The organism is Anoxybacillus amylolyticus, assembly GCF_001634285.1.
GTDB lineage: Bacteria > Bacillota > Bacilli > Bacillales > Anoxybacillaceae > Anoxybacteroides > Anoxybacteroides amylolyticum.
In genome coordinates, this window is sequence record NZ_CP015438.1 from 682,183 (window position 1) to 695,747 (window position 13,565).

Consider the following 13,565-nt stretch of genomic DNA (forward strand, 5'->3'; position numbering starts at 1 on the left):
GAGACGAGATGAAAGTGCTGATTATTGGCCGAGGTGGACGAGAGCATGCGATTGCGTGGAAAGTCGCGCAGAGTCCGCTCCTCATGAAACTATACGCGGCGCCAGGAAATCCAGGAATTGCGGAAATTGCTGAGCTTGTTCCAATAGAAGAGCATGAGGTAGAAGCGCTTGTACAATTTGCTAAACAAGAAGGAATTGATTTAACAATCGTTGGACCAGAAGCGCCGCTTTTACAAGGAATAGTTGATCGTTTCGAGGCAGAAGGGTTGCGTATTTTTGGTCCGCGTAAAGAAGCAGCGCTAATTGAAGGAAGCAAAGCGTTTGCGAAGCAGCTAATGAAAAAATACAATATACCGACAGCGGATTACGCATCGTTTACCTCTTATGAGGAAGCAAAAGTGTACGTCGAGCAAAAAGGGGCGCCGATTGTCATAAAAGCGGACGGGCTAGCGGCAGGAAAAGGGGTTGTCGTCGCGATGACAGTAGAAGAGGCGCTAGAAGCGTTACATGAAATGATGATCGAGAAAAAATTTGGAAGTGCAAGCGAACAAGTCGTCATTGAACAGTTTTTAGCAGGAGAAGAATTTTCACTGATGGCGTTTGTGCATGGTGAAAAAGCGTATCCGATGGTGATTGCCCAAGATCATAAACGAGCATTTGACAACGACGAAGGTCCGAATACAGGAGGAATGGGGGCTTACTCTCCTGTTCCGCAAATCGCTGATGAAGTCGTGCAACAAGCGGTCGAACAAATCGTTTCCCCTGTGGCAAAGGCGCTAGTGGCAGAAGGGCATCCGTTTACGGGCGTTTTATATGCGGGGCTTATCGCTACTGTTGATGGGCCGAAAGTGATTGAATTTAATGCCCGCTTCGGTGACCCAGAAGCGCAAGTCGTGTTGCCGCGTTTAGAAACCGATCTTGTGTCTTTCCTGCTTGATTTGTTGGACGGAAAAGATGTTTCGTTAGCGTGGACGGATGAAGCGGTGCTTGGTGTCGTTTTAGCAGCAAAAGGCTACCCAGAAACATACGAAAAAGGAGCAGAAATTGCTGGATTAGAGACGTTAAAAGAAAGCACCCTTGTATTCCACGCGGGAACGAAACGAGACGATGTGCTGCGGACAAACGGTGGGCGCGTGTTACTAGTAGCGGCGAAAGGAGCGACACTTCAAGAAGCGCAGCGCGAAGTGTACGACGAAATTGCGAAAGTGCGCTGCGACCAATTGTTTTACCGGCGAGACATTGGTTATAAGGCAATCAAACGCGCTTTTTCCGAACAAAGACAAATGTAATGGCAACAATACCACCGATGACCATCGCTAACACAAATGACATGTCGGTCATATACTCAAGCATCTCGTACTCTCCTTTTCATTTGAGTAAAGGTGTCCCGAAAATGGGGCACCTTTTTTTAAGAAAAGAGCCAACATTTACGTCGGATTCGTTGTCCATGAACGAGGCTGTTTTTCGTCCGCTTCTTTATATCTTTCCAACAAGGCAGTTAATGGACAAAACCTAGTTATTCCTTCTGCGACTTTCATAGCAGCTAGCATCGCTATTACCACATATGAATCACGCCACGGACGTTTGACCATCTTCGCTGTTGCCCAAGCAAGTAATGTCAATCCGCACGTAATTCGAATTAAAGCATTTTCGATTCCAATATTCACTTTCATCTTTTTTACCTCCTCATTTTTTGTTTGTGAAAATAACTTTAATACGGTAAAATGGTTACATGGTACAATTTAGGAAACAAAGGAACGGGGATGGACATGGCTGAACAACGATACCGCTGGAGTAGCGAGCAGCTTCGTGAACAATTGGCGATTATTGATGGAAAGCGATCGCCGACGAAGTTGCTAACGAATGCTACTTATTTGCACACTTATTTGCACCGATGGAAAAAAGGGAATATTTGGATTGATCAAGACCGCATCGTGTATGTTGGCGAGCGGCTACCGAGCAACTTAGAACAGTGCGAAGTGATCGATTGCAGCGGCTATTATTTAGTCCCAGGGTATATCGAGCCACATGCGCATCCATTTCAGTTATATAATCCCCAAACGTTTGCGGAATATGCAGCCAAATGGGGAACGACCACCATCATTAACGACAACTTAATGTTAATATTGCAATTATCCAAAAAGAAAGCGTTTTCTTTTTTGCGCGCTGCTGAGTCGTTTCCAGTGACAATGTATTGGTGGTGTCGCTTTGACGGACAAACCGAATTAGCAAACGAGGAAGAGAAGTTTTCGTATGCGGTGATAAAAGAATGGTTACGACAAAAAACGGTTGTGCAAGGAGGCGAATTGACTGGATGGCCACGGCTTCTTGCTGGCGATGATGCGATGCTTTATTGGATTCAAGAAGCAAAGCAAATGAAAAAACAAATCGAAGGTCATTTTCCTGGCGCTTCAGAGAAAACGCTTACAAAGATGATGCTCATCGGTGCGGACTGCGACCATGAGGCGATGACAGGAAAAGAAGTGTATGAGCGGCTATTGCACGGGTATACTGTGTCGCTTCGCTACTCGTCGATTCGCCCAGACTTGCCGGTGTTGCTTGAAGAAATGAAAGCGTTAGGCATGGAACAATATGACCGCCTTATTTTTACGACGGACGGCTCGCCCCCATCGTTTTACGAACATGGGGTGATTGACCAAATGATTCGCCTTGCGATCGAAAAAGGGGTGCCCATTATCGACGCTTATCAAATGGCGACGGTGAATGTGGCACGCCATTATCAGATGGAGCATCTGCACGGCTCGATTACGACAGGACGGATTGCCCATATTAACTTTTTACAGGCACCAGATGACCCGACGCCGGTTAGCGTGCTCGCGAAAGGGCAGTGGGTGAAGCGGGATGGTTACTCTCCAAAGGGTTCTTCGCTTGACTGGGGAGTGTACGGGCTGGCGCCACTTCACTTAACGTGGCAGCTTTCGCTCGATGATTTGCAGTTTTCGATGCCGCTAGGAATGTATATGGAAAACTCCGTCATTATGCGCCCATATTCTATTTCGATCGACACCTCGCACGATGAACTATCGACAACCCATGATGAGAGCTTTTTCATGCTTGTGGACCGAAATGGAAAATGGCGAGTGAATACGGTCGTGAAAGGGTTCGCCACGCACGTGAAAGGGCTCGCTAGTTCCTATTCAAATACAGGGGACATATTAGTCATCGGAAAAAGTAAACGCGATATGTTGCTAGCGTTTCAGCGCATGAATGAAATTGGTGGGGGCATTGTGCTTGCGGAAAACGGGGAAGTCATTCATGAAATTCCCCTCCTGCTTGGCGGAGTGATGTCAACGAAACGGGTCGAAGAACTGATGATGGAAGAGAAACAATTGAAAACGATATTAGCCCAGAGAGGGTATCGTTTTGTCGATCCGGTGTATTCGCTTTTGTTTTTCCAATCGACGCATTTGCCGTATATTCGGATTACGCCAAAAGGAATTTATGATGTCATGAACAAAACAATACTCTTTCCATCGATAATGCGTTAAAATATAAAAGAAAAAGGTTGTGTGAGCATTGAAGCGGTGGATACTTGCGATCATTAGTGTACTTTTATTTGGCGGCTGTGCGAAACAAGAACAAACACAGCAACCAAATGCCCCAGTGGAAGGAACGCCGAAGCAAGGAGAAAGTACGCCACAAGCGTTTGTTTTTCCGCTGACAGGAAAACTTACGGAAACGAAACCAACTCATCGTGCAGTGGCGGTGATGATTAACAATCATCCGAAAGCAAGACCGCAGTCGGGGTTGCCGAAAGCGGACATCGTGTACGAAGTATTAGCGGAAGGGGATTTGACGCGTTTTTTAGCTATTTTCCAAAGTGAATTTCCAGAGAAGGTTGGTCCGGTTCGCAGCGCGCGCGATTATTACATTGAATTAAGCAAAGGGTTCGACGCTTTGTACATTTGCCACGGCTGGAGCCCGGAGGCGAAGCAAATGCTCGAATCAGGAGCGGCTGATTATTTGAACGGGTTGTTTTATGACGGAACGTTATTTAAGCGTGCTTCGTTCCGTAAAGCGCCCCACAACTCCTATATTACATTTGCGAACATTGAAAAAGGGGCAACAGAAAAAGGGTATGCGCTGCAAGAAGAGATCGAGCCGTTGCCGTTTTTCGCAAACGAAAGGCAGGGACAGCCGGCGCAACAACTGGAAATTGCCTACTCTCGCCAAGCATATGCCCACGTTCAATATAAGTACATTCCAGAGAAAAAGGGGTATTTCCGTTATAGCGCAGGCGAGCAAACGGTCGATTATGATACACACGAACCTGTGCTTGTGCAAAACGTATTTGTCGTGGCAGCGAAGCACACGATGAGTGACAGCTACGGTCGCCGCGATATCGATTTAACGTCGGGTGGAAACGGGTATTTGTTTCAAAACGGAACGGTGCGGGCAGTTGAATGGAAAAATGTCAACGGTCGCCTATTGCCATATGAAAATGGGGTGCCGGTTGGATTTGTACCGGGAAAAACGTGGATAAATATTGTGCCGCAGCTAGACATTGTGCAATATCATTAATGGAGGGTGAAACAATGCAAATTGATAAACTGAGAGGAAGAGAAGTGGATCAATTGTTTAAGGCGATTTTGTCGCTTCGCGATTTAGAAGAATGTTATCGCTTTTTTGATGATTTATGTACGGTCAATGAAATTCAGTCATTAGCGCAGCGATTAGAAGTAGCGCGCATGCTTCGCGAAGGGTATACATACCATAAAATTGAAACAGAAACTGGTGCGAGCACAGCGACAATTTCGCGAGTGAAACGATGCTTAAATTACGGAAACGATGCGTATGCAATGGCGCTTGATCGTATTAAAGAGGAAACGAATCACGTATCATAAGGAGCATTCTTGATGGATGCTCCTTTTTTGGCGGAAAACAGAAGAAGTTTGCTATAATGAAATGATGGAGAGAATTAATGGAGGTTTTCGTATGTATGATGTTCGAAAATGGCGCCACGTATTTAAGTTAGATCCGAATAAAGCGATTAGCGATGAGGCGCTAGAGCGTATTTGTGAGTCTGGGACAGATGCGGTCATCGTCGGTGGAACGGATGGGGTAACGCTTGAAAACGTACTAGAATTAATGGCGCGCATTCGCCGGTTTTCCGTTCCATGCGTATTAGAAATCGTGAATGTCGAGGCGGTTACCCCAGGATTTGATTTTTATTTTATCCCGACGGTGTTAAATAGTGGACAAACGAAATGGATGATGGGGCTGCATCACGAAGCGATAAAGCAATTTGGCGAGCTTATGAATTGGGACGAAATCTTGATGGAAGGGTATTGCATTTTAAATCCAGAATGCAAAGCAGCCGTGTTGACCGAAGCGAATGCAAACCTTTCCGCTGAAGATGTCGTTGCCTATGCTCGGATTGCGGAAAATATGTATAAACTTCCAATTTTTTATTTAGAGTACAGTGGAACGTACGGCAACGTACAAACAGTGCAGCAAGTCAAACAAGCATTAAGTCATACGCAGCTGTTTTATGGCGGAGGCATTGAAACGCCAGAGCAGGCAAAGGAAATGGCACAATATGCGGATACGATTGTCGTTGGTAATGCGGTGTATCATGATTTATCACGAGCGCTTGGAACTGTACAGGCGGTTAAAGTTGTTTGAGGAGAAAAAGTGTAGTAAAATAGAACAAATGTTTGTATGGTGGTGATTTCGTTGAGTTTTTTGTCGAATAAACTCCTCGCCAATTTAAATCCAGAGCAACAAGAGGCGGTGCGGACGACCGAAGGACCCCTTTTAATTATGGCGGGAGCGGGAAGTGGGAAGACGCGCGTATTAACGCATCGCATTGCGTATTTAATGGCAGGAAAGCATGTGGCTCCATGGAATATTTTGGCGATTACGTTTACAAATAAAGCAGCACGCGAGATGAAAGAGCGCGTGCAAGCACTTGTCGGAGGGGCAGCAGAAGATATTTGGATTTCGACGTTTCATTCCATGTGTGTACGCATTTTACGCCGTGATGTGGATCGTATTGGCATTAACCACAATTTTTCCATCTTGGATACGACCGATCAACTATCGGTCATTAAACATATTTTAAGCGAGAAAAATATGGACCCGAAAAAATTTGACCCGCGTTCTATTTTAGGTACGATTAGCAGCGCGAAAAATGAATTGCTTTCGCCAGAGCAATTTGCTAAAAACGCAGGAAGCTATTATGAAAAAGTCGCAAGCGATGTCTATACAGAGTACCAGCAGCGGTTACTTCGCAACCACGCCCTTGATTTTGACGATTTAATTATGACGACTGTTCATCTATTCGAACGCGTTCCTGAAGTGCTAGAGTATTACCAATACAAATTTCAATACATTCATATCGATGAGTATCAAGATACGAACAAAGCGCAATATCGGCTCGTGAAGATGCTGGCGGAAAAATTGCAAAACATTTGCGTTGTCGGCGATTCGGACCAGTCGATTTATCGTTGGCGCGGCGCAGATATCCAAAATATTTTATCGTTCGAAACTGATTATCCGAACGCCAAAGTCATTTTGCTTGAACAAAACTATCGCTCGACAAAACGTATTTTACAAGCGGCGAATGAAGTCATTAAAAACAACTACAACCGCAAGCCGAAAAAGCTTTGGACGGAAAATCCGGAAGGAAAAAAAATTGTTTATTATGACGCCATGAGCGAAACAGATGAAGCACAATTTGTTGTCGGTAAAATTAAAGAGTACGTTGAATCTGGAAAACGCGGGTATGCGGATTTTGCCGTTTTGTATCGAACAAACGCCCAATCGCGGATGATTGAGGAAATGTTATTGAAAGCGAACATTCCGTACAAAATCGTTGGCGGGTTGAAGTTCTATGACCGAAAAGAAATTAAAGACGTGCTAGCGTATTTGCGGGTAATCGCCAACCCGAACGATGACATTAGTTTTACAAGAATTATTAACGTGCCGAAGCGGGGCATCGGTGCTTCGTCGCTCGAAAAAATTTCTCGATATGCCGCCGAAAACGGAATTTCTTTATTTCAAGCGCTTGGTGAACTTGAAGAAATCGGGCTAAGTGCGCGTATTGCTGCACCGCTTACTGAGTTTCGCCGACAAATCGAGCATTGGGGGCAAATGCAGGAGTTTTTATCGGTCACGGAGCTTGTGGAGGACGTATTAGAAAAATCGGGCTATCGCGATATGTTGCGGGCAGAGAAAACGTTAGAAGCTCAAAGCCGGCTGGAAAACATTGACGAGTTTTTATCGGTGACGAAGCATTTTGAAAATGTCAATGAAGACAAATCGCTCATCGCCTTTTTAACCGATTTAGCGTTAGTTGCCGATATCGATCAGCTGAATGCGCCAGAGGAAAAAGAAAACGAAGCGGTTGTATTAATGACGCTTCACTCGGCAAAAGGACTTGAGTTTCCGGTCGTCTTTTTAATCGGCATGGAAGAAGGGATTTTTCCACATAACCGCTCGCTTGATAATGAAGAAGAAATGGAAGAAGAGCGGCGCTTGGCGTATGTCGGCATTACACGCGCCGAAGAAGAGCTATTTATCACAAGTGCTCAAATGCGGACATTGTTTGGGAGAACGATGATAAACCCATTGTCTCGCTTTGTGACGGAAATTCCGGACGAACTCGTCGAACAAGTGCATAAAAAAGCATGGACGCCAAAAGCGGCGCCGACACGAATGACGGCAACTACCACGAAAGGTTGGAAAGTAGGCGACAAAGTCGAACATAAAAAGTGGGGAATTGGCACGATTGTTAGCGTGCGCGGGGAAGGGGATGACCTTGAGCTCGATGTCGCTTTCCCAAGCCCGACCGGTGTTAAACGCCTATTAGCCCAATTTGCCCCAATTACAAAAGTGTGAGGTGAAGAGCAAATGGCGATGGAACGGATAGAGGAATTGCGCCGCTTGTTAAATCAATATAACTACGAATATTACGTACTCGATCGTCCGTCGGTAACGGATGCGGAATATGACCGATTGATGCAAGAACTAATTGCGTTAGAAGAGCAATATCCAGCGCTTAAAACGAAAGACTCTCCTTCTCAGCGCGTTGGTGGACAAGCGCTAGACGCTTTTCAAAAAGTCGAACATCGCGTGCCGATGCTAAGCCTTGCGAACGCGTTTAACGAAGGGGATTTGCGCGATTTTGACCGCCGTGTCCGCCAAGAAGTAGGCGAGGTCGCATATGTTTGCGAACTAAAAATAGACGGATTAGCTGTTTCGGTTCGGTATGAAGATGGCTTCTTTATTCAAGGAGCAACGCGCGGCGACGGTGTTACGGGAGAAGACATTACGGAAAATTTAAAAACGATTCGTTCGCTTCCGCTAAAGCTTAAACACCCGTTGACATTAGAAGCGCGCGGGGAGGCGTATATGCCGAAGCGGTCATTTGAACGATTAAATGAAGAGCGGGCAGCTCGCGGCGAAGAAGTATTTGCTAATCCTCGCAACGCGGCAGCGGGTTCTTTGCGGCAGCTAGACCCGAAAATAGCGGCATCCCGCCATTTAGATATGTTTGTATACGCGTTAGTGAATGCTGAAGAACTTGGAATTCACTCACATAGCGAAGCGCTTGATTATTTGCAGCAGCTCGGCTTTAAAACAAATCCAGAGCGCCGTCGCTGTGCAACGATAGAAGAAGTAATAGAATTTGTTAACAGCTGGCAAAAAAAACGCCCCCATCTTCCTTATGATATTGACGGCATTGTCATTAAAGTGGATTCGTTCGAACAGCAAAAACAGCTCGGGGCAACAGCGAAAAGCCCGCGTTGGGCGATTGCTTATAAGTTTCCAGCCGAAGAAGCAGTCACGAAATTAATCGGCATTGAATTAAGTGTCGGGCGGACAGGGGTAGTGACGCCGACGGCGATTTTAGAGCCGGTTCGCATTGCCGGAACGGTTGTTCAGCGCGCCTCGCTTCATAACGAAGATTTAATTCGCGCAAAAGGCATTATGATTGGCGATGTTGTCGTCGTCAAAAAAGCAGGTGACATTATTCCAGAAGTCGTCAGCGCGTTGCCAGAACGGCGCACAGGAAGCGAGCAACCGTTTTGCATGCCGACGCATTGCCCAGAATGCGGTAGCGCGCTCGTTCGGTTAGACGGGGAAGTCGCGCTGCGCTGTTTAAACCCGAAATGTCCGGCGCAAATTCGCGAAGGGCTAATTCATTTCGTATCGCGCCAAGCAATGAACATTGACGGGCTTGGGGAAAAAGTTGTTGCCCAGTTGTTCCAAGCCGGGCTTGTTCGCGATGTCGCTGATTTATATGCGTTAACGAAAGAGCAGTTGCTAGCGTTAGAGCGAATGGGAGAAAAATCCGCCACGAATTTGCTGCAAGCAATTGAGGCATCGAAACAAAATTCGTTAGAACGCCTCTTGTTTGGGCTTGGGATTCGTCATGTCGGGGCAAAAGCGGCAAAAATTTTAGCAGAACAGTTTGAAACGATGGAACGGCTACAAGCAGCAACGAAAGAAGAACTGACCGCTATTCATGAAATTGGTGAAAAAATGGGGGATTCCATTGTTACGTATTTTGCCAAACAAGAAGTGAAAGAGCTGCTAGATGAATTGCGTTCTTACGGCGTCAACATGACCTATAAAGGGCAGAAAGCAAGCGCGGCTATTCACACGTCTCCTTTTGCAGGGAAAACAATTGTATTAACTGGAAAACTCGAAACGTTATCGCGCAACGAAGCGAAAGAGAAAATTGAACAGCTTGGCGGCAATGTGACGAACAGCGTCAGCAAAAATACCGATTTAGTCATTGCAGGAGTAGATGCGGGGTCGAAATTGACGAAAGCGAAGCAACTCGGCATTGAGGTTTGGGACGAGGCGCGTTTTCTTCAAGAAATGGAACGGCAGGTGTCAACAACATGAAAAAAGTAGCGATGGTAACGGCAGCACTCATGCTTTTTTTAGCAGCGTGTGCGCCGAAATTTGGCGAACAACAAGTTGTCCAAGAGAAAAATAATAAACAACAAACAGCGGTCATTCCAAAATACAATATTTCCGATTCGTATTATCGAATGATTTTGCCGTTTACCCCATCTGAAGCGCGCGGGCTTGCGGTGGAAAATTTGAATACGCGCTTAGATGTGGACGAATTTGAAACAGGGTTAATGCGACTTGCCCAACAGCGCTTTTCCCCGAAAGATTATTTATTTCAAGAGGGACAATATTTAGATAAAGAAACAATTAAAAAATGGCTAATGCGCAAAATGACAAAGGAGCAATTAAAAGAAGAAGGAATGACCGAAGCTGATAATATTGGGCTCAATCCGGTATTAAGCGATCAAGGAACAAACGAAGAAAAAAATACAAAAAGCCCAATTTATTTAGCAAGCATTTTAGAACACGATTATTTAACGAAAAATGATAACGGGAAAGTGCAGCTTGGCGGAGTGGTCATTGGCCTCGCCCTTAATTCCGTCCATTATTACCAAACAGAGCAAGGCTATCCACGGGAAGTGGAAATAAGCGATGCGGAAATCGAACGAGAAGGGAAGCGCATTGCTTCCGAAGTGTTGTCGCGCATCCGGCACATCAAAGAATTAAAAAATGTACCGATTACGATGGCGTTATTTAAACAGCAGCCAAGAACATCGATGATCCCTGGCCACTTTTTTGCGATGGCGAATGTCGATCAAGGGAGCGATACCATTGATCGCTGGACAAAAATCAACGAAGAATATGCACTGTTTCCTTCCGATGATGCAGAAAAAAACCATCGGGACGATTTAATGAAATTTTTAAACTTTAAGTCTGATGTCGAAGACTTTTTCCCGAATTACACAGGGGTTATTGGCAAAGCGTTTTATGTCGATGACCAATTGCAACAGTTAACCATTACGATCCCAATGCAGTTTTATGGGAAAGCGGAAGTGATTGCGTTTACGCAATATGTGACAGGGTTAGTCATGGAGAAGTTTCCTGACTATGTCAACGTAAACGTTTATATTTCTTCTGTCAGTGGGCCAGAAAGTATTATTGTGCGCCCGGCGAAAGCAGATGAGCCGTTTGTTCACATTTATCAGTGATGCTTGCAATTGAATAAGTACAGCATATTCGTTAGAATGATAAATGTGGGTTGTAAACGTTTTTAATTTTCGTAAAGGGGGTTCACACATGGTACAACCTTATAAACATGAACCATTCACCGATTTTACAGTAGAAACAAACAAAAACGCGTTTGAAGAAGGATTGAAAACGGTACAAGCATATCTTGGTCAAGAGTATCCGCTTGTTATTGGCGGCGAACGAATCATGACAGAAGATAAAATTGTTTCCATCAACCCAGCGAATAAAACAGAAGCTGTTGGGCGCGTAGCGAAAGCGAATAAAGATTTAGCAGAAAAAGCGATGCAAACAGCTGACGCAGCGTTTAAGTGGTGGAGCAAAACGAAGCCAGAAATGCGCGCAGACATTTTGTTCCGTGCCGCAGCGATTGTGCGTCGTCGCAAACATGAGTTTTCCGCATTGCTTGTGAAAGAAGCAGGAAAACCGTGGAAAGAAGCAGATGCAGATACTGCGGAAGCGATTGACTTTATGGAATATTATGCGCGTCAAATGTTGAAATTGAAAGATGGCATTCCTGTGGAAAGCCGCCCGGGAGAAACAAACCGTTTCTTTTACATTCCGCTTGGTGTTGGCGTTGTCATTTCACCGTGGAACTTCCCATTTGCAATTATGGCGGGAACGACAGTTGCAGCGCTTGTGACAGGAAATACGGTGCTTTTAAAGCCAGCAAGTGCCACACCAGTCGTTGCTTATAAGTTCGTAGAAGTGTTAGAAGAAGCAGGTCTTCCAGCAGGCGTATTGAACTATATCCCAGGAAGCGGCGCGGAAGTAGGTGATTATTTAGTCGACCATCCGCGCACGCGGTTCATTAGCTTTACAGGCTCGCGCGACGTCGGTATCCGCATTTATGAGCGTGCGGCGAAAGTACATCCGGGTCAAATTTGGTTAAAACGCGTTATTGCGGAAATGGGCGGAAAAGACACGATCGTTGTTGATAGAGAAGCAGATCTTGAATTAGCTGCACAATCGATTGTGGCGTCGGCATTCGGTTTCTCTGGTCAAAAATGTTCCGCATGCTCGCGTGTGGTGGTGCTTGAAGATGTGTACGATCAAGTGTTAAACCGCGTTGTCGAGTTAACGAAGCAATTAAAAGTCGGCAACCCAGAAGAGCAAAGCACGTTTATGGGACCGGTGATCGATCAATCGGCGTATAACAAAATCATGGAATATATCGAAATTGGCAAACAAGAAGGCAAACTAATGACAGGCGGCGAAGGAGACGACTCGAAAGGCTTCTTCATTCAGCCGACAGTCTTTGCGGATCTTGATCCGAAAGCGCGCATTATGCAAGAAGAAATTTTCGGACCAGTTGTGGCGTTTACGAAAGCGAAAGACTTCGATCATGCGCTTGACATTGCCAACAACACAGAATACGGTTTAACGGGCGCAGTTATTTCGAACAACCGCTTTAACCTTGAAAAAGCACGTGAAGAGTTCCATGTTGGCAACCTTTACTTTAACCGTGGTTGCACAGGCGCCATCGTCGGCTACCATCCGTTTGGCGGCTTCAACATGTCTGGCACAGACTCAAAAGCAGGTGGTCCAGACTACTTATTGCTTCATATGCAAGCGAAAACCGTATCAGAAATGTTTTAATGGAAACCCCTCTTGGCGAAACGCTAAGAGGGGTTTTGCGCGTGGAGAGAAAAATATGAACGTTAGGATAAGAGTGATAGTGGTATAATGAAGAAAGACATCCTTCATATGAATAGAAGTGAGTGGTGATGAACGATTGAGTACAAACATGTACGGATTAAAAAAGCAAACATTTTACAACCTCATTTATGTGTTTCAAAATTATGCTGACATCATTGAAAGAGTGATTTTGTTCGGATCAAGGGCAAGAGGCGATTATAAAGAAACATCGGATATTGATATTGCGATTAAGTTTAGAAGCAATAACGAGCAGCTGTACCGCATTCAAGACGATTTAGCAGAAGCAAATATCATTTATACTGTGGATGCCATAGATTATGAAAAGATCAGCAATGAAAAGCTCAAATCGTATATTGATCTCGAAGGAAAGACCATTTTTTTAACGAATGAACGCGGGGAGGCAGTCGTGACGATGAATAAAATCATTGATAAACTATTTGACTTTGAAAAAGCATTACATAAACTGCATCAAAGCATCGCGCGTGATGTGGCAAAAGACGACTTAGTTCTTGACGCGACAATTCAACGATTTGAGTTTACGTACGAACTAGCATGGAAATGGATGAAAAGCTACTTAGAATATAACGGAAACAACGAAGTCACAAGTCCGCGAAAAACGATCAAACAAGCGTTTAAAGAAGGGCTTATTCAAGATGGAGAAGCGTGGATTCAACTGTTAGAAGACCGAAATAGAACATCACATACATACGACGAACAAATAGCGATGGAAATTTATGAACATGTTCGTCAGCGCTATGTTCATTTATTTGATCAGTTATTAGTAGAGATGAAAAAACGAGTTCGCGAATTGGAAGGATAGGGAAGAACAA

12 protein-coding genes are annotated in these 13,565 nt (G+C 45.0%); 10 read left to right on the forward strand and 2 right to left on the reverse strand.

Going from position 1 to position 13,565, the window contains the following annotated elements; all coding sequences use genetic code 11:
• Positions 1-8 precede the first annotated feature (8 nt).
• Entirely contained in the window at positions 9-1,289 is a 1,281-nt protein-coding gene (gene purD / locus GFC30_RS03450; RefSeq protein WP_066322923.1) for a phosphoribosylamine--glycine ligase, read from the forward strand.
• On the opposite strand, the gene GFC30_RS17660 is transcribed toward purD, so the two are convergent.
• Positions 1,255-1,353, reverse strand: a complete 99-nt coding sequence (locus GFC30_RS17660) for an EYxxD motif small membrane protein (protein WP_338012311.1) — start codon at positions 1,351-1,353, stop codon at positions 1,255-1,257. The two genes, purD and GFC30_RS17660, sit on opposite strands and share 35 nt — an antisense overlap.
• A gap of 74 nt (positions 1,354-1,427) precedes the next feature.
• Entirely contained in the window at positions 1,428-1,673 is a 246-nt protein-coding gene (locus GFC30_RS03455; RefSeq protein ID WP_066322924.1) for a YgaP family membrane protein, read from the reverse strand.
• A gap of 96 nt (positions 1,674-1,769) precedes the next feature.
• Here GFC30_RS03455 and GFC30_RS03460 point away from each other — a divergent pair, with 96 nt between their 5' ends.
• From GFC30_RS03460 to GFC30_RS03500, 9 genes are all read left to right on the forward strand, one after another.
• Positions 1,770-3,509: an adenine deaminase C-terminal domain-containing protein gene (locus GFC30_RS03460; RefSeq protein ID WP_066327087.1), complete on the forward strand. Its 1,740-nt coding sequence runs from the start codon at positions 1,770-1,772 to the stop codon at positions 3,507-3,509.
• A 28-nt stretch (positions 3,510-3,537) separates the two neighbouring features.
• Positions 3,538-4,542, forward strand: a complete 1,005-nt coding sequence (locus GFC30_RS03465) for a DUF3048 domain-containing protein (RefSeq protein ID WP_066322925.1) — start codon at positions 3,538-3,540, stop codon at positions 4,540-4,542.
• Between the two features lie 14 nt (positions 4,543-4,556).
• On the forward strand, positions 4,557-4,865 hold the full coding sequence (locus GFC30_RS03470; protein ID WP_066322926.1) for a YerC/YecD family TrpR-related protein: 309 nt from the start codon (positions 4,557-4,559) through the stop codon (positions 4,863-4,865).
• A gap of 91 nt (positions 4,866-4,956) precedes the next feature.
• A complete protein-coding gene (gene pcrB, locus GFC30_RS03475) occupies positions 4,957-5,646 on the forward strand; it encodes a heptaprenylglyceryl phosphate synthase (protein ID WP_066327090.1) in 690 nt (229 codons plus the stop codon).
• Positions 5,647-5,697: 51 nt separating this feature from the next.
• Entirely contained in the window at positions 5,698-7,863 is a 2,166-nt protein-coding gene (gene pcrA, locus GFC30_RS03480) for a DNA helicase PcrA (protein WP_066327092.1), read from the forward strand.
• Between the two features lie 12 nt (positions 7,864-7,875).
• Positions 7,876-9,879 (forward strand): NAD-dependent DNA ligase LigA, encoded by a 2,004-nt coding sequence (gene ligA, locus GFC30_RS03485; RefSeq protein ID WP_066322927.1) that lies wholly within the window; start codon positions 7,876-7,878, stop codon positions 9,877-9,879.
• Positions 9,876-11,039: a CamS family sex pheromone protein gene (locus GFC30_RS03490; protein ID WP_066322928.1), complete on the forward strand. Its 1,164-nt coding sequence runs from the start codon at positions 9,876-9,878 to the stop codon at positions 11,037-11,039. The genes ligA and GFC30_RS03490 overlap by 4 nt, the downstream gene beginning before the upstream one ends.
• 88 nt (positions 11,040-11,127) lie before the next feature.
• Positions 11,128-12,675 (forward strand): L-glutamate gamma-semialdehyde dehydrogenase, encoded by a 1,548-nt coding sequence (pruA, locus tag GFC30_RS03495; protein ID WP_066322929.1) that lies wholly within the window; start codon positions 11,128-11,130, stop codon positions 12,673-12,675.
• 148 nt (positions 12,676-12,823) lie between these two features.
• The gene (locus GFC30_RS03500; RefSeq protein ID WP_066322930.1) at positions 12,824-13,555 is read left to right on the forward strand and encodes an HI0074 family nucleotidyltransferase substrate-binding subunit; all 732 of its coding nucleotides are present in this window, start codon (positions 12,824-12,826) and stop codon (positions 13,553-13,555) included.
• The last annotated feature ends 10 nt before the right edge of the window (positions 13,556-13,565 follow it).

Excerpts from the sequence above, each read along its gene's own strand:
- purD (WP_066322923.1), top strand. The coding sequence starts at position 9 with ATGAAAGTGCTGATTATTGGCCGAGGTGGACGAGAGCATGCGATTGCG.
- GFC30_RS17660 (WP_338012311.1), bottom strand. The coding sequence starts at position 1,353 with ATGCTTGAGTATATGACCGACATGTCATTTGTGTTAGCGATGGTCATC.
- GFC30_RS03455 (WP_066322924.1), bottom strand. The coding sequence starts at position 1,673 with ATGAAAGTGAATATTGGAATCGAAAATGCTTTAATTCGAATTACGTGC.
- GFC30_RS03460 (WP_066327087.1), top strand. The coding sequence starts at position 1,770 with ATGGCTGAACAACGATACCGCTGGAGTAGCGAGCAGCTTCGTGAACAA.
- GFC30_RS03470 (WP_066322926.1), top strand. The coding sequence starts at position 4,557 with ATGCAAATTGATAAACTGAGAGGAAGAGAAGTGGATCAATTGTTTAAG.
- pcrB (WP_066327090.1), top strand. The coding sequence starts at position 4,957 with ATGTATGATGTTCGAAAATGGCGCCACGTATTTAAGTTAGATCCGAAT.
- ligA (WP_066322927.1), top strand. The coding sequence starts at position 7,876 with ATGGCGATGGAACGGATAGAGGAATTGCGCCGCTTGTTAAATCAATAT.
- GFC30_RS03490 (WP_066322928.1), top strand. The coding sequence starts at position 9,876 with ATGAAAAAAGTAGCGATGGTAACGGCAGCACTCATGCTTTTTTTAGCA.
- pruA (WP_066322929.1), top strand. The coding sequence starts at position 11,128 with ATGGTACAACCTTATAAACATGAACCATTCACCGATTTTACAGTAGAA.
- GFC30_RS03500 (WP_066322930.1), top strand. The coding sequence starts at position 12,824 with ATGTACGGATTAAAAAAGCAAACATTTTACAACCTCATTTATGTGTTT.